The organism is Sorangium sp. So ce426 (genome assembly GCF_051475585.1).
GTDB classification, from domain to species: domain Bacteria; phylum Myxococcota_A; class Polyangia; order Polyangiales; family Polyangiaceae; genus Sorangium; species Sorangium cellulosum_B.
In genome coordinates this window covers 10,794,845-10,813,266 of record NZ_CP150341.1, presented here as the reverse complement: position 1 = coordinate 10,813,266, position 18,422 = coordinate 10,794,845, and the positions used below count along the sequence as shown (strand labels likewise).

The 18,422-nt window shown below is 70.7% G+C and carries 13 protein-coding genes; 9 read left to right on the top strand and 4 right to left on the bottom strand.

Going from position 1 to position 18,422, the window contains the following annotated elements; genetic code table 11:
• The first annotated feature begins 86 nt into the window (after positions 1–86).
• The 3 genes from WMF44_RS40520 (at position 87) to WMF44_RS40510 (ending at position 4,040) form a co-directional block, all read left to right on the top strand.
• On the top strand, positions 87–2,468 hold the full coding sequence (locus WMF44_RS40520; RefSeq protein WP_437295393.1) for a 3-hydroxyacyl-CoA dehydrogenase/enoyl-CoA hydratase family protein: 2,382 nt from the start codon (positions 87–89) through the stop codon (positions 2,466–2,468).
• A 9-nt stretch (positions 2,469–2,477) separates the two neighbouring features.
• The gene (locus WMF44_RS40515; protein ID WP_437295392.1) at positions 2,478–3,659 is read left to right on the top strand and encodes a thiolase family protein; all 1,182 of its coding nucleotides are present in this window, start codon (positions 2,478–2,480) and stop codon (positions 3,657–3,659) included.
• A 123-nt stretch (positions 3,660–3,782) separates the two neighbouring features.
• Positions 3,783–4,040 (top strand): BolA/IbaG family iron-sulfur metabolism protein, encoded by a 258-nt coding sequence (locus WMF44_RS40510; protein WP_012240161.1) that lies wholly within the window; start codon positions 3,783–3,785, stop codon positions 4,038–4,040.
• A gap of 43 nt (positions 4,041–4,083) precedes the next feature.
• Here WMF44_RS40510 and WMF44_RS40505 read toward each other — a convergent pair whose 3' ends face one another.
• Positions 4,084–4,251, bottom strand: coding sequence for a DUF4215 domain-containing protein (locus WMF44_RS40505; RefSeq protein WP_437295391.1), 168 nt, complete (start codon positions 4,249–4,251; stop codon positions 4,084–4,086).
• A 322-nt stretch (positions 4,252–4,573) separates the two neighbouring features.
• Here WMF44_RS40505 and WMF44_RS40500 point away from each other — a divergent pair, with 322 nt between their 5' ends.
• The 5 genes from WMF44_RS40500 (at position 4,574) to WMF44_RS40480 (ending at position 12,112) form a co-directional block, all read left to right on the top strand.
• Positions 4,574–6,643 (top strand): OmpA family protein, encoded by a 2,070-nt coding sequence (locus WMF44_RS40500; RefSeq protein ID WP_437295390.1) that lies wholly within the window; start codon positions 4,574–4,576, stop codon positions 6,641–6,643.
• A gap of 82 nt (positions 6,644–6,725) precedes the next feature.
• The gene (locus WMF44_RS40495; RefSeq protein WP_437295389.1) at positions 6,726–7,331 is read left to right on the top strand and encodes a hypothetical protein; all 606 of its coding nucleotides are present in this window, start codon (positions 6,726–6,728) and stop codon (positions 7,329–7,331) included.
• An 81-nt stretch (positions 7,332–7,412) separates the two neighbouring features.
• Positions 7,413–9,218, top strand: a complete 1,806-nt coding sequence (locus tag WMF44_RS40490; RefSeq protein WP_437295388.1) for an acyl-CoA mutase large subunit family protein — start codon at positions 7,413–7,415, stop codon at positions 9,216–9,218.
• A gap of 379 nt (positions 9,219–9,597) precedes the next feature.
• A complete protein-coding gene (locus WMF44_RS40485) occupies positions 9,598–11,331 on the top strand; it encodes an ABC transporter substrate-binding protein (RefSeq protein ID WP_437295387.1) in 1,734 nt (577 codons plus the stop codon).
• A 133-nt stretch (positions 11,332–11,464) separates the two neighbouring features.
• Complete coding sequence (locus tag WMF44_RS40480; RefSeq protein WP_437295386.1) at positions 11,465–12,112, top strand: hypothetical protein; 648 nt, start codon at positions 11,465–11,467, stop codon at positions 12,110–12,112.
• Between the two features lie 43 nt (positions 12,113–12,155).
• Here WMF44_RS40480 and WMF44_RS40475 read toward each other — a convergent pair whose 3' ends face one another.
• From WMF44_RS40475 to WMF44_RS40465, 3 genes are all read right to left on the bottom strand, one after another.
• Positions 12,156–12,845, bottom strand: coding sequence for a c-type cytochrome domain-containing protein (locus tag WMF44_RS40475; protein WP_437295385.1), 690 nt, complete (start codon positions 12,843–12,845; stop codon positions 12,156–12,158).
• Between the two features lie 182 nt (positions 12,846–13,027).
• Positions 13,028–14,257, bottom strand: a complete 1,230-nt coding sequence (locus WMF44_RS40470) for an AAA family ATPase (RefSeq protein ID WP_437295384.1) — start codon at positions 14,255–14,257, stop codon at positions 13,028–13,030.
• Between the two features lie 65 nt (positions 14,258–14,322).
• Complete coding sequence (locus WMF44_RS40465) at positions 14,323–15,261, bottom strand: FKBP-type peptidyl-prolyl cis-trans isomerase (RefSeq protein ID WP_437295383.1); 939 nt, start codon at positions 15,259–15,261, stop codon at positions 14,323–14,325.
• Positions 15,262–15,451: 190 nt separating this feature from the next.
• Here WMF44_RS40465 and ppdK point away from each other — a divergent pair, with 190 nt between their 5' ends.
• A complete protein-coding gene (ppdK, locus tag WMF44_RS40460) occupies positions 15,452–18,220 on the top strand; it encodes a pyruvate, phosphate dikinase (protein WP_437295382.1) in 2,769 nt (922 codons plus the stop codon).
• The last annotated feature ends 202 nt before the right edge of the window (positions 18,221–18,422 follow it).

The window sequence follows — 18,422 nt, the reverse complement described above, 5'->3', positions numbered from 1 at the left end:
CGCGGCCGTCCACCCCGGATACGCTTGCGCTCGGGGCCCTTTCCGTCAATGGTTTGCGCCCCATTCATCTCTCTCGGAGGATCTGCATGACGAAACCAATCCGCCGCGCGGGCGTCATCGGCGCGGGCGTCATGGGCAGCGGCATCGCCGCCCACTTCGCGAACGCCGGCATCGAGGTCCTGCTCCTCGATATCGTGCCCCCGAACCTCACCGACGCCGAAAAGAAGGACCCGGCCGCCCGCAGCAGGTTCGCCGCAGGCGGGCTCGAGAAGGCCCTCAAGGCCAGGCCCGCCGCGTTCTTCCACCCGTCGAACGCCCGCCTCGTGCGCACAGGCAACACCGAAGACCACTTCGCCGAGCTCGCCCAATGCGACCTCGTTATCGAGGCCATCATCGAGAAGATGGAGCCGAAGCGCGCCCTCTTCGCGCGGCTCGAAGAGGTCTTGCGGCCCGACGCGGTCGTGGCGTCGAATACGTCCGGGCTGCGCATCGAGGAGATGATGCAAGGGCGCTCCGCGGACTTCCGCAAGCGATTCCTCGTCATGCACTTCTTCAACCCGGTCCGGTACATGAAGCTCCTCGAGCTCGTCGTCGGGCCCGACACCGATCCCGCCGTCGTCGCGCGCGTGCGGAAGCTCGGCGAGGACGTGCTCGGAAAGGGCCTCGTCTTCGGCAAGGACACCCCGAACTTCGTCGGCAATCGCATCGGCACCCACGCGATGCTGACCGCCATCCACCTCATGATCGAGGACGGCCTCGCGCCGGAAGACGTCGACGCCATCACCGGCGTCGCCATGGCCCACCCGAAGAGCGCGAGCTTCAGGACTGGCGATATCGTCGGGCTCGACACCCTCGTCCACGTCGCCGACAACTGTTACTCGTCGCTCGAGCGCGACGAGGACCGCGACGTCTTCAAGGTGCCCGCCTACATGCGGAAGATGATCGAGGCGAAGCTGCTCGGCGACAAGACCAAGGGCGGCTTCTACCGCAAGGCCAAGGAAGGCCTGGAGACGCTCGACCCGGCCAAGCTCGAGTACCGCCCCCACGGCGGCGACGAGGCCATCAAGAAGGCCACGAGGTCGTGCGAGAAGATCGAGGACCCCGCCGCGCGCGTGAAGAAGCTCGCCAGCGACCCCGGCAAGGCCGGGCAGTTCGCCTGGAAGGTGCTCTCCCGCTCGCTGGCGTACACGGCGCGGCGCGTCGGCGAGATCGCCGACAGCATCGTGGCGATCGATGACGCCATGCGCTGGGGGTACAACTGGGAGCTCGGGCCGTTCCAGACCTGGGACGCGCTCGGGTTCGCCGAGACCGTCGAGCGCATGCAGAAGGACGGCATCAAGCTGCCCGAGGCGATCCTCCGCATGAAGCAGAGCGGGGCGACGTCGTTCTACCGCGCCGATGGGGCGGTGTTCGATCTGCTCAAGGGGGAGTACGTCGCCCGGCCCGTCGATCCGCGCAACGTGACGCTCGCCGGCGCGCGCGCGGCCGCGAAGGGCGCGAAGGCCGTGCTCGCCAACGACGGCGCGGAGGCCTGGGACCTCGGCGACGGCGTGCTCGGCGTCACCTTCAAGACCAAGGCGAACAGCCTCGATCCGGACTCGATCGGGATGCTCTCGCTCGCGGCCGAGAAGGCCGAGCAGGACTTCCGCGCGCTCGTGGTCTTCAACCAGGGCGAGCACTTCTGCGTCGGCGCCAACCTGTTCCTCGTGGCCATGGCCGCGGGCAACAAGGACTGGGACGCGATCCGCAAGATGGTGAAGGCGTACCAGGACGCGACCCAGCGGCTGAAGTACGCGAGCGTGCCGGTCGTGGCCGCGCCCTACGGGATGACCCTCGGCGGCGGCCTCGAGCTCTGCTTCGCCTGCGACGCGGTGCAGGCCGCGGCCGAGACGTACGCGGGGCTCGTCGAGGTCGGCGTCGGCCTGATCCCGGGCGGCGCGGGGACGCTCAACATGCTCTGGCGCGCGCTGGAGGGGATCCCCGAGGGCGTGACGGTGCCGACGTACGACATCGTGACGCAGGTCTTCAAGAACATCGCCCTCGCCAAGGTCGCGACAAGCGCGGACGAGGCGAAGGCGCTCGGCTTCTTCCGCAAGACGGACGGCGTCTCGTTCGACAGGGCCCGCCAGCTGTACGAGGTGAAGGCGCGCGCGATCGGGCTGGCCGAGGCCGGCTACCACGCGCCCGTGCCGCGCGCCTACAAGCTGCCGGGCGAGAGCGGGATCGCGACGCTGCAGATGATGATCGACACGCTCGTCGCCGGCGGCCACGCCAGCGAGCACGACGCGAAGATCGCGCGCAAGCTCGCCGAGGTGCTCTGCGGCGGCGCCGGCGGCGCGGCGCGCGAGGTGACCGAGGGCGAGATCCTCGAGCTCGAGCGCGAGGCGTTCGTCAGCCTGTGCGGCGAGCCCAAGAGCGCCGAGCGTATGCAGTACATGCTGATGAACAACAAGCCCCTCCGGAACTAGGTGAACGCCATGGTCGACGTCGTAATTGCAGAGGCCGTCCGCTCGGCCGTTGGCCGGGCCCACAAAGGGTCGCTCGCGCTGAAGCGCCCCGACGAGCTCGCCGGCGAGGTCGTCGCCGCGCTGCTCCAGCGCGTCCCCCAGGTGAAGCCGGAGGACGTCGAGGACCTCGTCCTCGGCTGCGCCATGCCGGAAGGTGAGCAGGGGCTCAACATCGCGCGCGTCGTCTCGCTCCTCGGCGGGATGGCGCAGGAAGGGTCCGCGATCACCATCAACCGCTTCTGCTCGAGCGGGCTCCAGGCGATCGCGAGCGCGGCGGGCAGCATCGCGATGGGATCGCTCGACATCGCCGTCGCCGGCGGCGTCGAGTCGATGACGATGGTGCCGATGACCGGCAACAAGCTGAGCGCGTCGCCGGAGGCGATGGAGCGGTGTCCGACGGTGTACACGCCGATGGGCATCACCGCGGAGAACGTGGCGAACCGCTTCCAGGTGAGCCGCGCCGACCAGGACGCGTTCGCGCTGAAGAGCCACCAGAAGGCGGCGGCGGCGCGCGCGGCCGGGCGCTTCGAGGACGAGATCGTCACCGTGAAGGGGGTGCGCTTCGAGAACGGCAAGCGCGCGACCTTCGACTTCCGCACCGATGAGCTGATCCGCAAGGAGACGACGGCGGAGGCGCTCGCGGGGCTGAAGCCGGCGTTCTCGGCGAAGGGGAGCGTCACGCCGGGCAACAGCTCGCCGCTGTCGGACGGCGCTGCCGCCGCGCTCGTGATGAGCAAGGCGAAGGCGGACGCGCTCGGGGTGAAGCCGCTCGGGTACTTCCGGGCGTTCGTGACCGTCGGCGTCGATCCCGCCATCATGGGCATCGGCCCGGTGCCCGCGGTGCGCAAGCTGCTCGCGAGGACGGGGCTGAAGATGGCCGACATCGACCTCTTCGAGGTCAACGAGGCGTTCGCGTCGCAGGCCGTCTACGTGCAGCGGACGCTCGAGATCCCCGAGGAGAAGCTCAACGTGAACGGCGGCGCGATCGCGCTCGGCCACCCGCTCGGGTGCACCGGCGCGAAGCTCACCGCGACCGCGCTCTACGAGCTGCGCCGGCGCGGCGGCCGGTACGCCGTCGTGACGATGTGCATCGGCGGCGGCATGGGCGCGGCCGGCCTCATCGAGCTGGCCGGCGCGACAGCGCGCGCCTGATCCCAGCGCGCCGATCCCGCCTCGCCCATCCCGTCGCCTCGATCCCGTCGACAGCCGCCCCGCCGCGGCCCGAGCCCCGCGCTCCGGCTTTCCCGCGGCGGGGCGATGGCCTATAGATCGCCCATGCCGAGCCACCTGACGACCTTTCAGGGGTCGATCCCCGAGGCCCTGAAGCAGGCCATCGAAGCGAAGATCGAGGGTTCCACCGCCGAGGTGACCGGCGGCGGGGGCCACTTCAACCTGGTCGTGACCTCGCCGGTGTTCGCCGGCAAGAGCATGCTGGAGAGCCAGCGGCTGGTCTACGGGGCGATCGCCCACCTGATGGCCGGCGACCAGGCGCCCGTCCACGCGATCGACAGCCTGAAAACGCGCACCCCCTGAACGAGCGGGTGCGAGCGGGTGCGCCCCGCTCGGCGGGCGGCAGTCAGCCGTCGTCCTCGACGTGGCAGGTGCTGCTGCAGCCGTCGCCGCTGGTGGTGTTGCCGTCGTCGCACTCCTCCGGGCCCGCCTCGATGCCGTCGCCGCAGACGGGGGCGCAGGCGCTGGCTGCCCCAACCTTCCACGGAATACTCCGCTCCGATCGTCCGGACAACTTCGCCCTACCCGGACGTCCCGGCGTTCGGCCGCGCGGTCCGCCGGCGCGCATCAGCGCGCATCTCCTCATGATTCCGGCGGATCGCGGGCCCTCGCGAGGGAGCGGCGGGCGCGCGCCGCTCCCGGGCTGAGCGCCTGGCGCCGGGCGCGCGGCGGGCCGCGTGGCACTCGCGCGGCAGGCCAACCACGCGCCGCGATCGCTCGCGCCGCGCGCTGGCCGCGTCGTCTGTTTGACACCGGAATTCGCGCGATGGTACGTGGCGCCGGGCGCCCCACGCGCTGGCCTGATAGCGACCTCACACGATCCCGAGGACCCTCCCATGACGCCTCGTTCCCCGTTGCTCCCCGCCGAACCGCCGCTCCCAGGCGCTCCTGGGGCGAACGACGCCCGGCTCCCGGCCCAGGCGCGCCCCGGCCGAGCCTCCCGCCTCGGCGCCGGGCTGCTCTCCTTCGTCCTCGGCGCAGCGATGACCGCCGCCGCCGCGGGCGACGCCGCGGCCCAGACGCGCACGGGAGACGGCGCCAACGGCGACGGCATGGACCTGCACCTGTTCCGGCCGGCGGTCGACTCCAAGGGGCTCTTCTCCGTCAACGGGGCGGACATCCTCGGCGCGAACGACATCAGCCTGGGGCTCGTGCTCGATTACGGGCACAACATCCTGCCGCTCACCAAGAACGACCGGGGAACGGACGTGATGCTCAATCACGCGTTCCAGGGGACGTTCCAGTTCGATTACGGCATCGCTAACTTCCTGGTCGTCGGGCTCTCGGTCCCGGTGGTGCTCAACGGGGGCAAGCCGGTCGACGACATCGGCCCGGGCGGCAGCGCCAACTACAACGACGACTCGCTCGACGCGGAGGCGCTCGGCAACCTGGCGATCCACGCGAAGGCGCGCATCCTCCGCCCCGATCAGGACGTGATCGGGCTCGCGGTGATCGCCCAGGCCGGGATCGGCGTCGGCGGGAGCCAGGACTTCGCGTCGGACCCGGGGTTCTTCTTCTGGCCGCAGCTCGTGCTGGAGAAGCGGCTCGGCACGACCAACCCGTTCCGGATCGCGGCGAACGTCGGTTACCGCGGCCACGCAGGGAAGAACCCCGTGTTCGGCCTGCGCCAGGACGGCGCGACCTTCCAGCTGGAGCACGGGGACCTCGAGTACTCCGACCTGATCACCGCCGGGGCCGGCATGAGCTACCGCGTCCTCACGCCGCTCGACCTCGTGGTCGAGACCTACCTGACCCAGCAGGTGGGCGGCGGCGACAGCGCCAAGCAGAAGCTATCGGCCGAGGCGATCGGGGGCATCAAGCTCTTCATCGAGCGGAACAGCTTCCTCATGCTCGGCGCCGGCGTCGGCTACACGCCCGGGTTCCAGTCCGCGGCGCAGCGCGCGACCATCGGGTTCGTCTTCGAGCCGTCGATCGGCGATCGGGACGGCGACGGCATCAAGGACGACCAGGACGACTGCCCCGACGAGCCCGAGGACTACGACGGCTTCCAGGACACGAAGGCCGACTCGCCCCCCGGGAAGTACGGCTGCCCGGATCCGGACAACGACGAGGACGGCATCCTCGACGTTGACGACCGCTGCCCGAACAACCCGGAGGACCGCGACGGCGACGAGGACGACGACGGCTGCCCGGAGGGGAGCGACGGCGATCGCGACGGCGACGGCATCCTCGACTCGCGCGACAAGTGCCCGGACGACCCGGAGGACCGCGACGGCTTCCAGGACAAGGACGGCTGCCCGGATCCGGACAACGACAAGGACGGCATCCCCGACAAGTCCGACCAGTGCCCGAACGACCCCGAGGACAGGGACGACTTCGAGGACGAGGACGGGTGCCCGGAGCCCGACAACGACAGGGACGGCATCCCGGACGTGGCCGACAAGTGCCCGAACGATCCGGAGACGTTCAACGGCCTCGAGGACGAGGACGGGTGCCCGGACAAGGGCAGCGTCGTGATCGAGGAGAACAACATCGTCATCCTCGAGAAGATCCAGTTCGCGACCGGCAGCGCCGAGATCCTCCCGGAGTCGTTCGGCATCGTGCAGGCGGTGGCCGAGACGCTGAAGCACCACCCGGAGTTCACGATGATCGAGGTGCAGGGGCACGCCGACGAGCGCTCGGCCGACGCGTACAACCTCAAGCTGACCCAGGCCCGCGCGGACGCGGTCGCCGCGGCGCTGGCGCAGCGCGGCGTCAACAAGAACAGCGTTCGCTCGATGGGCTACGGCGAGTACTGCCCGATCGATCCGGCCCACAACGCGGCCGCCTGGGAGAAGAACCGGCGCGTCGAGTTCAAGGTCGTGCGGACCGACAAGGGGCCGACCAACGTGGAGCTCGGCTGCGCCCTGGCCCGCTCCAAGGGCGTCATCCCGCCGCCTCCCTGAGCGGAGGCGCGGCGCCGCCCGGAGCAGGACCGCGGCGCCGCCGATCTGGACAGGACCGGTCGGGCCGGGAGAGAGTGAGCCCATGAAGGCCCGCGCCAGGCGCTCCGCCGCCACCACGCTCGCCGCCGCCGCGCTCGCCATCATGTCGAACGCCGCACCAGCGGCGCTCGCCATGGTGTCGAACGCCGCACCAGCGGCGCTCGCCATGGTGTCGAACGCCGCACCAGCGGCGCTCGCCATGGTGACGAGCGGCTGCATCAACACCGACGCGGCCGTGTTCGTCGAGCCGTCCATCGCGGCGCCCGAGGCGACCGTCTCGGCGAATGCGCTCGGGACCGGCCTGACGGCGAGCTTCGCGCTGCAGCTCCACCTGGGCGCGCGGGCCAGCGGGCCCAGCCGCGTCGCGGTGCGCACCTTCGCGATCACGAGCGCCGATCAGAAGACCTCGATCGTCGAGCCGCTCCCCGTCGAGACCACGGCGGTGCTGCCGGTCGAGGTCGCTCCGGACAGCGACGTCACCGTGGCGTTCACCGTCGATACCGGCGCTCAGGGCGGGACGCTCAAGGCTGACGCCGCGGCGGCGCTCTGCGCCCCGGAGGGGATCCGCATCACGGGCGCGATCGAGGACTCGCTGGAGGACGGGGCGACGCCGGTCGCCTCCGCGGTGTTCCACCCGGTCTGCCCGTGATGCGGCGCACGCCCGCCGCCCTGGCGCGCTCGCCGGCATTGCCCGGCGTCAGCGCGCGCGCGGCGCGCTAAAATGCCCGCCATGGCGCCTCGAGAGATCACCCCCCCTCCGGAGACCGCGGCGGACCGAGCGGTCGGGTCCCCGGAAAACGCCGACGCGAGCGGCGGCGACGCGCTCCGTTCCACGAACGGCGGGGGCGGAGAGGGGCTCGCGCTCGACGAGGCAGGGCTCGCGGCGCTCCGGCGCGCGGTGGCCGCGTGGCGCGCGGGCCCGGTCGCCGAGGCGTCGGCGCGCTTCCCGCCGCGGAGCGAGCGCTTCACCACGTGGAGCGGCATCGACGTCCCCGACCTCGCGACCCCGGCCGACGCGCCGGTCGACCACGCGGCGGATCTCGGGCTGCCCGGGGAGTACCCGTTCACGCGGGGCGTCCAGCCGACGATGTACCGCGGCAGGCTCTGGACGATGCGGATGTTCGCGGGCTTCGGCACGCCGGAGCAGACGAACGCGCGGTTCAAATACCTGCTCGCAGAGGGCCAGACGGGCCTGTCGACCGCCTTCGATTTCCCGACCCTCATGGGCTACGACTCCGACTCTCCGCGGTCGCTCGGCGAGGTGGGGATGTGCGGTGTCGCGGTCGACACGCTCCGCGACATGGAGGTGCTCTTCGACGGCATCCCGCTCGACCAGGTGACGACGTCGATGACCATCAACGGCCCCGCCGCCGTGCTGCTCGCGTTCTATATCGCGCTCGCCGACAAGCGCGGGATCCCGCGGAGCCGCATCGGCGGCACCGTGCAGAACGACTGCCTCAAGGAGTTCATCGCCCAGCACGCCTGGCTCGTCCCGCCGCGCCCGGCGATGCGCGTCGTGACCGACATGATCGAGTTCTGCGCGCGCGAGGTGCCGCGGTGGAACTCGGTGTCGATCAGCGGCTACCACATCCGGGAGGCGGGCTCGACCGCCGCGCAGGAGCTCGCGTTCACGCTCGCGGACGGGCTCGCCTACGTCGAGAGCTGCGTCGCGCGCGGCCTCGACGTCGACGCCTTCGCGCCGCGCCTGTCGTTCTTCTTCGACGTCCACAGCGACTTCTTCGAGGAGATCGCGAAGTTCCGCGCCGCGCGCCGCATGTGGGCGCGGTTCCTCAAGGTGCGGTACGGGGCGAAGAAGGCCGAGAGCATGAAGCTCCGGACGCACGCGCAGACGGCCGGCGTGTCGCTGACGGCGCAGCAGCCGTACAACAACGTGGTCCGCGTCTCGCTCCAGGCGCTCGCCGCCGTGCTCGGCGGCACCCAGTCGCTCCACACGAACTCGCTCGACGAGACGTACGCGCTCCCGACCGAGGAGAGCGTGACCATCGCCCTCCGGACCCAGCAGATCATCGCCCACGAGAGCGGGGTCGCGAACACCATCGATCCGCTCGGCGGGAGCTACTATGTGGAGTGGCTCACGGACCGCCTGGAGAAGGAGGCCCTCGAGTACATCCAGCGGATCGACGAGATGGGCGGGATGGTGGCCGCCATCGAGAAGGGGTATCCGCAGCGCGAGATCGCCGCCTCGGCCTACAGGTTTCAACGAGAGCTGGAATCGAACGAGCGGATCATGGTGGGCGTCAACCGCTACGCCGCGGTGGGCGAGAAGACGATCCCCCTCCTCCGGATCGACGAGGAGGTGCAGCGCGTCCAGTGCGAGAACCTGGCCCGGGTCAAGGCCCAGCGCGACCAGGACCGGGTGCGGCGCGCCCTGGCCGACGTGAGGAGCGCCGCGCGCGGCCGTGACAACCTGATGCCGCCCCTCATCGCGGCGGCCAGCGCCTACGCGACCGAGCAGGAGATCTGCGACGTGCTGCGCGACGTCCTGGGGACCTACAGCGATCCGGCCGAGTTCTGAGCGCGCGGGAACGCGCGGGTGAACGTGCGGGTAAACGCGCGGGTAAACGCGCGGGAACGCGCGGGAACGCGCGGGAACGCGCGGGAACGCGCGGGCAGGAGCGAGCGCGCGCGCGGCTTGCTGCGGTGCGCCGCGGCCCCGGCGTGCGCATCCGATCAGGTCGCGGGCGGCGCGGTGGCCGGGGAATCCCTCGATTCGTCAGGTTGACACTTCTCTACGTCGGCCGGTAGAGTGCGCCGGCGTCAGGTTGCCGCAGTCGCGGCTCATCCGTGGCGCCGCCGTACGGTCTGCTGTTGTCGCTGCGCTGCGGCGCTGCGAGCTGTCGGTCGAGTGAGAGGATCGTCGTGGGCGACCGAGGTCGCCGCGTAGGAGCAAGCTTATGAAGAGTCGATCCATGTCGCGCCGCATTTTTGCCCTTTCGGCGCTCGTCCTATCTGTCGGCGCCACGGCGGCCTGCGACAACAAGTCCGAGTCCGGCGGCACGGCGCCCGCGGGCTCGGCCGGTGCCGCGGCCGGGCCGGCTGCGAAGGGCGATGCGAAGGGCGGCGCGAAGTTCGTCACCATCTCCAGGGAGCAGCAGGCGTCCTGGGTTCGTAACTTCAACCCCCTTCTCGGCGAGGGGGCCACGCGCTTCCCCACCGTCGCGGGCATCTACGAGCCCATGATCGTGTACAACACGATGAAGGGCGAGTACGTCCCGTGGCTCGCCACGAAGTACGAGTGGAGCGACGCGAACAAGAAGCTCACCTTCACGACCCGCTCCGAAGTCAAGTGGTCTGACGGACAACCCTTCTCGGCGAAGGACGTCGCGTTCACGTTCGGGCTCCTCAAGAAGTTCCCGGCGCTCGATCTCACGGGCGTGTGGAAGCTCGTCGACTCGGTCGAGGCCAAGAACGACACCACGGTCGAGTTCGTCTTCAAGGAGGCGTTCGTCCCCGGCCTCACCTACATCGGCCATCAGCCGATCGTGCCGGAGCACAAGTGGAAGGACGTCGCCGACCCGGTCACGTTCACGAACGAGAACCCGGTCGCGACGGGGCCCTTCACCGAGGTGAAGACCTTCCAGAACCAGATCTACGAGCTCGGCAAGAACCCGAACTACTGGCAGAAGGGCAAGCCGGCGGTCGAGGGCCTGCGCTTCCCGGCGTACCCGGGCAACGACCAGGCGAACCTGGCGCTCATCAACGGCGAGGTCGACTGGGCCGGCAACTTCGTGCCCGACATCGACAAGACCTACGTCGCCAAGGACCCGGAGAACAACCACTACTGGTTCCCGCTCGTCGGCGGCACCGTGACCATCTACCCGAACGCCACGAAGAAGCCGTTCAACGACATCAAGCTGCGCAAGGCCATCAGCATGGCCATCGACCGCGCCCAGATCGCGAAGGTCGCGGTCAACGGCTACACGGTCGGCGCGGACGGGACCGGGCTCGACGACGCCTACGGGCGCTGGCGCAGCGAGAAGGCCGCCGCGGCCGGCGACTGGACGACCTTCGACGTGGCCAAGGCGAACGCCCTCCTCGACGAGGCCGGCTACGCCAAGGGCGCCGACGGCATCCGCGCGAAGGACGGCAAGCCGCTGAAGTTCGACATCAACGTCGTGACCGGCTGGTCCGACTGGGTGCGCGCGGTCCAGATCACAACGCAGAGCCTGAAGGCCGTCGGCATCGAGGCCACGCTGAAGACGTACGACTTCAGCGCGTTCTTCGAGGCGCTCCAGAAGGGCACGTTCGACATGTCGATGGGCTGGACCAACACCGAGCCCACGCCGTTCAACTACTACCGCGATCTCATGGCGCCGGAGTTCGTGAAGGCCGTCGGCGAGGTCTCGAACCGCAACTGGCACCGCTTCGCCGCCAAGGAGGCCGAGCCGCTGTTCAAGAAGTTCGCGGCCGCGACGGATCCGGCGGAGCAGAAGAGCATCGTCGAGGACCTGCAGATGATCTATGCCACGCAGGTGCCGGTCATCCCGCTGTTCAAGAACCCCTCCTGGGGCGAGTACAGCACGAAGCGCTTCGTCGGGTGGCCCAGCAAGGAGAACCCGTACGCGAAGCTGTCGCCGAACAACTCGCCGGACTACCTGCTCGTCCTGACCGAGATCAAGCCGAAGTGACGGCTCCTGCGCTGCGCGCCGGGCGTCCGGCGCGCAGCGCGTGTGTCCTCGCCTAGCAGCGCTTCTCTCTCTTTTCTCTCCGACCCAGCACAAACCTTGGCCGCCGGCGGCGCCGGTGCGAAGATCGCGCTGCATGCTCCCCTCGGGCGTCCAGATTGCGCGCTTCGCTGCGCTCCTCTCCGGAGTCTTCCTCGCCGCCTGCGGCGGCAACCAGCACGCGGGCGCCGCGGCGTTCTGGGAGGGCGACACCGTCGATCCCGCCGTCCCGGCGGATCAGGCGAGCGCGAAGAAGAAGGCGCCGCGCAGGGCTTTCGGCGCGCCCGACGATTTCGGCGGCGCCCCGTCGACGCCCGAGGAGCGGGCGCCCTCGGCGTGGGTGGGCGTGCGGCACGATCTCTCGCTCGCGCGCGCCGACGCGCGCAAGGAGCGCTGCAGCTGCCTGGCCGTGGAGGTGGGGGAGGCGCGCGATCCCAGGTTCCAGTGGGCGGCCGGCGCGCCGGAGACCTCGGCCAACACGCTGGCCGTCGCGCTGAGCGCGCGCGGGGTGCCCTGCCCGGGCGGCGCTCCCGACGAGGAGAGCCGGCGCCCCTCGATCTCGGCGGTCGATCAGGACGGGAACGATATCGTCATCGAGGTCGAGGAGCTGCCCGCAGGACGGCCGCTCGCGACGGGCGCCGTGATCCCGAGGCCCGCTCCGGGCGGGGCGATCTACGTGAAGGGGCGCAGCGCGAAGATCCCGTATGCGCGCGCCGCGGGCGGCGCGCGCTGCAAGGTCTACTGAGCGCCCGCGCTGCCGGGACAGGCGCTGAGCCGGGCAGACGGGCTCACTGCTGGGGAGCGCCGGCGCAGATCCAGTCGTTGATCTTCTTGATGCTGGCCTCGGGCAGGGCATTGCCCGAGTCCGGGGGGGGCATGCGCGTGTCGTCGCCGCAGAGGCCGGAGCCGCGCACCTTGTTGATGATGTAGCTCTCGCTCGGCTTGCCCGGCACGACGAGCTTCCGGCCGGTGCATTCCGTGCTGTTCCCGTTGACGAGCTCGCCATGGGCCGCGTTCGCGCGGAGATCGAGGCCGGCGGCCGCGGGGCCGGCGTTGCCGTGGCAGCCCGCGCAGGTCGTCGTCAGGATCGGCCGCACATCAGCGAAGGTCGCGGTGCCCGCGCCGCAGAGGGGGTCGCCGGCGGGAGCGGAGCCGCCTTCGCCGCCTTCGCCGCCGGTGCCGGCGCCGCCGGTGCCGCCGCCCTGGCCGCCCGTGCCGACATCCGAACCGCCGGTGCCGCCGCCCTGGCCGCCCGTGCCGACATCCGAACCGCCGGTGCCGCCGCCCTGGCCGTCGGTCCCGCCGGTGCCGCCGCCCTGGCCCGCGCTGCTGCTGCTGGTGGCGCTGCCGCTGGCCGAGGTGCTGGTGCTGGTGCTGGTGCTGTTGTCGGTCTCGCCACCGTCGTCAGAGCAGGCAGCCGCCGAGAACCCGATGGTCAGACAGAGGACCAGTTGAAGTGCAGTTTTCTGGGAAAGCATGTGAGGACCCTCTTTGACGCTGTGTTCGCGCGGCGAGCGCCGCGCTGTCGATTCGCGGAGGACCCTAGATGGCATTGTGGGCATCCACAACGCATTTCATGAAGTGAAAATGGTTATCGTTATCGCGAGCTCGCGACACTGCAATGAAATGATGGTGCTGTACCGGGATCGGCTCGCCGCGTCTACGAGGAGAGCGCCTTCGAGGAGAGCAGCTCTCCGGGATCGCGCTCGGCCATGTCCTCGAAGCGCGGGAGGTCGGCGAGGCGGCGCGTCGTCGTGGCGGAGGTCTCGGGGTCGCGCTGGAACGCGATCGCGCGGCTGAGGCCCTGCTTCGACACCCCCCTGAGCAGCGCGGGCGAGTGCGTCGTCGCCACGATCTGGCAGACGGACGGCCGCGCCGCCCCCTCGAGGAGCTGCGCGAGCACGGCGGCGCGCTCGGGGTGCAAGCCGGCGTCCGGGTCCTCCACGAGGAGGAGCGAGCCCTCCGGCGCGGTGAGCACGCCGGCGATCTTGCCGAGCGCGCGCAGCGCGCCGTCCGGGAGGCTCGGCGCCGGGACGCGGGCGCCGCCCTTCTCGACGAGCACCATCATGACGTCGCCGAGGCCCGTCTCGGCGAACTCGATATCCTCGATCTCGGGCGCGAAGATCGCGCGCACCCAGCCGAGCACGTCGGCCTTGTGCTCGGCCTCCTGGCAGAGCCAGCGGAGCACGGCGGAGAGGTTCTGCCCGCCGGCGCCGAGGTTCTCTATCTCGTGCGGCACATAACCCCTCATCCGCGAAGGATCGATGTCGAGCGACAGCGTGCTCCGCATCGCGACCTGGAGCGCGTTGCAGAGCGCGATGACGTCCGCGAGGCTCACGTCCTCGCCGCGCCCGCGGTGGTGCTCTATCTGGCCGAGCAGGCTGCGCCGGGCGGGGTTGCGATCCATGGAGGCGATCCGCATCGAGCGGCCCTTCTTCGACGCCGCCTTCATCGCTCCGCCCGAGGCGAACCCCTCCAGCCCCTTCAGCGCCGACGCCGGCGTGTCGAAGAGCGAACCCCCGGCTGACTTCGCCTCGAGCGACTCGTGCTCCACGATCACGTCAGGCTCGACCTGACACGTGATCTTGTGTGTGAGCTCCTCCTTCCCGATCGCCCATCGGCTCTCGATGGTGAACGATTTGGCGCCCCTGTGCGTGGCCCCTTGCGTGCCGCCGCGCAGGCCCGGCCACACCTCGCGCCTGCCGTCGACGCGGCCGCGGAAGATGTCGCACAGGGGTAGATCCAGCCCGACGCCCTGCAGGAAGCGCAGGGCGTCGAGGAAGTTGCTCTTCCCGGAGCCGTTGGCCCCGAGCAGCAGCGTGAAGGGGGACAGCTCCACCGTTTGATCGGCGAAGCTCTTGAAGTTCCTGAGTCGGATGGATGTCAGCATGCCTGGCCGCTCGCAGCCATCATGTGACCAGGCAGTCGGCCGGATGTAAAGCGCCGGCCGACGGCTCAGCGAAAGTCGATGAGCTCGACGTCGAACACCAGCATGCCGGCGGGCGCGCCGGGCCGTGTGGGCTTGTCGCCGTAAGCGAGGTCGGCCGGTATCCAGAATCGCGCCTTCTCGCCTTTCACCATCAGCTGTAAGCCCTCCGTCCACCCCTTGATCACGCCACCCACCGGGAAGGTGGCCGGCTCGTCGCGGACGACGGAGCTGTCGAACATCTTCCCGTCGGTCGTCCAGCCCGTGTAGTGGACGACGACGCGGCTCGTCGGCTTCGGGTGCTCGGTGCCCGTGCCCTTCTGCAGGACCTGGTAGGCGAGCCCGGAGGCGGTCTTCTTCGCGGTCTTCGGCGCCGCCTTCACGTCCTTCGGCGCGGGCGGCGGCTTCGGCGCGGGGGCGAAGTCGAGCAGCTCGACGTCGAACACGAGCATTCCGGCCGGGGCGCCCGGTTGCATCGGCTTGTCGCCATAGGCGAGGGGCCCGGGGATCCAGAGGCGGCGCTTCTCGCCCTTGGTCATGAGCTGGAGCGCCTCCGTCCACCCCTTGATCACGCCGCCCACCGGGAAGGTGGCCGGCTCGTTGCGGACGATGGAGCTGTCGAACATCTTCCCGTCCGTGGTCCACCCCGTGTAGTGGACCGTCACCTTGTCGTCCGGGCCGGGATGCGCCGTGTCCTTGCCCGGCGCCAGCACCTTGGACGCGAGGCCCGATGCCGTCTTCTGCGCGTCGGCGGGCGGCGCCGCGACGTCCGGCGGCGCGGGCAAGCCGGCGGGCTCTTCAGGCTGCTGCGGCGAGGCGGCGGGCTCGGGGGTGGGCGCCGGCGGCGGGGCCGGCTTGACCGAGGCGCTCACCGGCGCGTCGGCGATCGCCTGTGAGGCGGGTTTCTGGTCGCACGCGGTGAGGGGGACGGCGAACATCGCAACGAGGACGAGAGAGAAGCGCTTCATGCGCGGCTTCATAGCTCGTCCGCCGTCGAGAGCCGGTATTTTTGTGAGCTGCACGCGTGAGGCGCACGCCGCGGTTCCGACGGCTCTGGATCGGAGTGGGGCCGTCGGCGGCCGTCCGTCCGTCGCACCTCCATTCCGCCGTTCGAGGGCTCTCGACCTGACTGCGAGGACGGTCTAGCGTGCGCCCGCCATGGGGAGATCGATATATTTCTTCGGCGCGGGGCAGGCGGACGGGGACGCACAGCAGAAGGATCTGCTCGGCGGAAAGGGCGCGGGGCTCGCCGAGATGACCCGCCTCGGCATCCCGGTGCCGCCGGGCTTCACGGTCACCACCGAGGTCTGCAACGCCTATTACGCCTCGGGCAACGCGCTCCCCGCCGGCGTCGAGGACGAGATCAAGGCGGCGATCGGCCGGCTGGAGTCGCTGCGCGGCGCGGGGTTCGGCAGCCCCGAGGCGCCGCTGCTCGTGTCGGTCCGCTCGGGCGCGCGCGCGTCCATGCCGGGAATGATGGATACCATCCTGAACCTCGGCCTGAACGACGAGATCGCGCGGGGGCTCGCGCGGCGCACGGGCAGCGAGCGATTCGCGCTCGACGCGTATCGGCGGTTCATCCTGGCGTATGCCGATATCGTGCTCGGCGTGCCCCGCGACCGCTTCGAGGAGGCGCTCAACCGCGCGCGCAGGCAGGCCGCCGCGAAGCTCGGCGTCGACGCGACGCGCCTGAACGCCGCCGAGCTCGAGCGCAAGGTGCCCGACTCCCAGCTCGATCCGGAGTCGCTCGCGGCCTTGATCCAGCGCCAGAAGGACATCGTCCTCGGGGCGACGGGCCGCCCGTTCCCCGACGATCCCCACGCGCAGCTCTGGGGGGCGATCGGCGCCGTATTCGATAGCTGGAAGAACCACCGGGCCCAGGTATACCGGAAGATGCACGACATCCCGGAGGCCTGGGGGACAGCTTGCACCGTCCAGGCGATGGTGTTCGGCAACCTGGGCGACGACTCCGGCACGGGGGTCGCGTTCACGCGCGATCCGTCGATGGGAGAGCGGCGCTTCTATGGCGAGTGGCTCCCCAACGCGCAGGGCGAGGACGTCGTCGCGGGGGTGCGCACGCCGCACCCGCTGTCGAGGCCCGGCGCCGGCGAGGGCGGCGGCGTGGACGACGAGAGCTCGCTCGAGGCGCGGATGCCCGCGGCGTACGCGGCGCTCGTCGAGGTGCAGGGCAAGCTCGAGCAGCACTTCCGCGACGTGCAGGACCTGGAGTTCACGATCCAGCAGGGCGAGCTCTTCCTGCTCCAGTGCCGCACCGCCAAGCGCACGGGCCGCGCGGCCGTGCGCATCGCGGTCGAGATGGCCAAGGAGGGCCTGATCAGCCAGCGGGAGGCCATCCTGCGGGTGGATCCGGGCTCGATCGATCAGCTGCTGCACCCGAGCATCGACCCGAGCGCGCCGAAGTCGCTGCTCGCGCGCGGCCTGCCGGCGAGCCCCGGGGCGGCGACGGGGCAGGTGGTGTTCAGCGCGGACGAGGCGGAGCGGCGCGCGGGCCAGGGCAGGGCGGTGATCCTCGTGCGGTCCGAGACGTCGCCGGAGGACATCCACGGCATGAAGGCGGCGCGCGGCATCCTGACGGCCCGCGGCGGCATGACGAGCCACGCGGCCGTGGTGGCGCGGGGGATGGGCAAGAGCTGCGTCGCCGGCTGCTCGGCCATCAGCGTGAGCCAGGGCCGGATGGCGGTGACGATCTACGACGATCACGGGCGCGCGACCGGCTCGATCACGGTGAAGGACGGCGATCTCATCACGCTCGACGGCGGCACCGGCACGGTCTACCTCGGCGCGGTGCCGACCATCCCGGCGGCGCTGAGCGGCGAGTTCGAGGAGCTGATGGCCTGGGCCGACGCGGTCCGGCGCCTCCGGGTGCGGTCGAACGCCGACACGCCGCACGACGCGAGGACGGCGCGCAACTTCGGCGCCGAGGGCATCGGGCTCTGCCGCACCGAGCACATGTTCTTCGACGAGGAGCGCATCCAGGCGGTGCGCGAGATGATCCTCGCGGACGGCGAGCCCGGGCGGCGGCGCGCGCTCGCGAAGCTGCTCCCGTTCCAGCGCAGCGATTTCGTGGGCGTCTTCCGGGAGATGGCCGGCCTGCCGGTGACGATCCGGCTGCTCGATCCGCCGCTGCACGAGTTCTTGCCGCAGGACGAGGCGCAGCTCCAGCAGCTCTCGCGGGCGACGGGCGTCTCCGCGGAGGATCTCCAGCGCAAGAGCGAGGAGCTCGCCGAGTACAACCCCATGCTCGGCCACCGCGGCTGCCGGCTGGCGATCACGTCGCCGGAGATCTACGAGATGCAGGCGCGCGCCATCCTCGAGGCGGCGTGCGAGGTCGCGGCGGCGGGCATCGAGGTGGAGCCGGAGATCATGATCCCGCTCAGCATGACCCGGCGCGAGCTCGCCCTCACGCGCGCGCTCGTCGAGGGGGTCGCCGAGAAGGTCTTCGCCGAGAAGGGGCGGCGGGTCGACGTCCGGTTCGGGACGATGATCGAGCTCCCGCGGGCCGCGCTCAGGGCCGGCGAGCTGGCCGAGGAGGCCGAGTTCTTCAGCTTCGGCACGAACGATCTCACGCAGACGAGCCTGGGCATCTCGCGCGACGACGCGGGCCGGTTCCTCGGCGCGTACGTCGAGGCCGGCATCTTCACGAAGGATCCGTTCCAGTCGCTGGACGTGCCCGGCGTCGGAGAGCTCGTGGAGATCGGGCGGGATCGAGGGCGCGCGGCGCGGCCCGGGCTGAAGCTCGGTGTCTGCGGCGAGCACGGCGGCGATCCGAGCTCGATTGCGTTCTTCGAGCGGGCGGGGCTCGATTACGTGTCTTGCTCCCCGTTCCGCGTCCCCATCGCCCGCCTCGCCGCGGCGCAGGCGGCGCTCGCGGCCGAGGCCGCGAGGGGTCCGCGCGCGACGGACTGACACCCACCCTCCGGCGACAACCGCCCGGACAGGGCGCCGGGACATCCGTTCTCACGAGCGTGCTTTGATTATGCTCGTGCGAGCTTTGGTATCGCGCCAAGTCTGCTAAACCAGGAACCTCGCTGTTCATCGCCGGTGTCTCGCCGGGCGCCCCTGCCTGCCCGAGCCGCTCCACCGCGCGCTGGCGAGACATGGAGGTTTC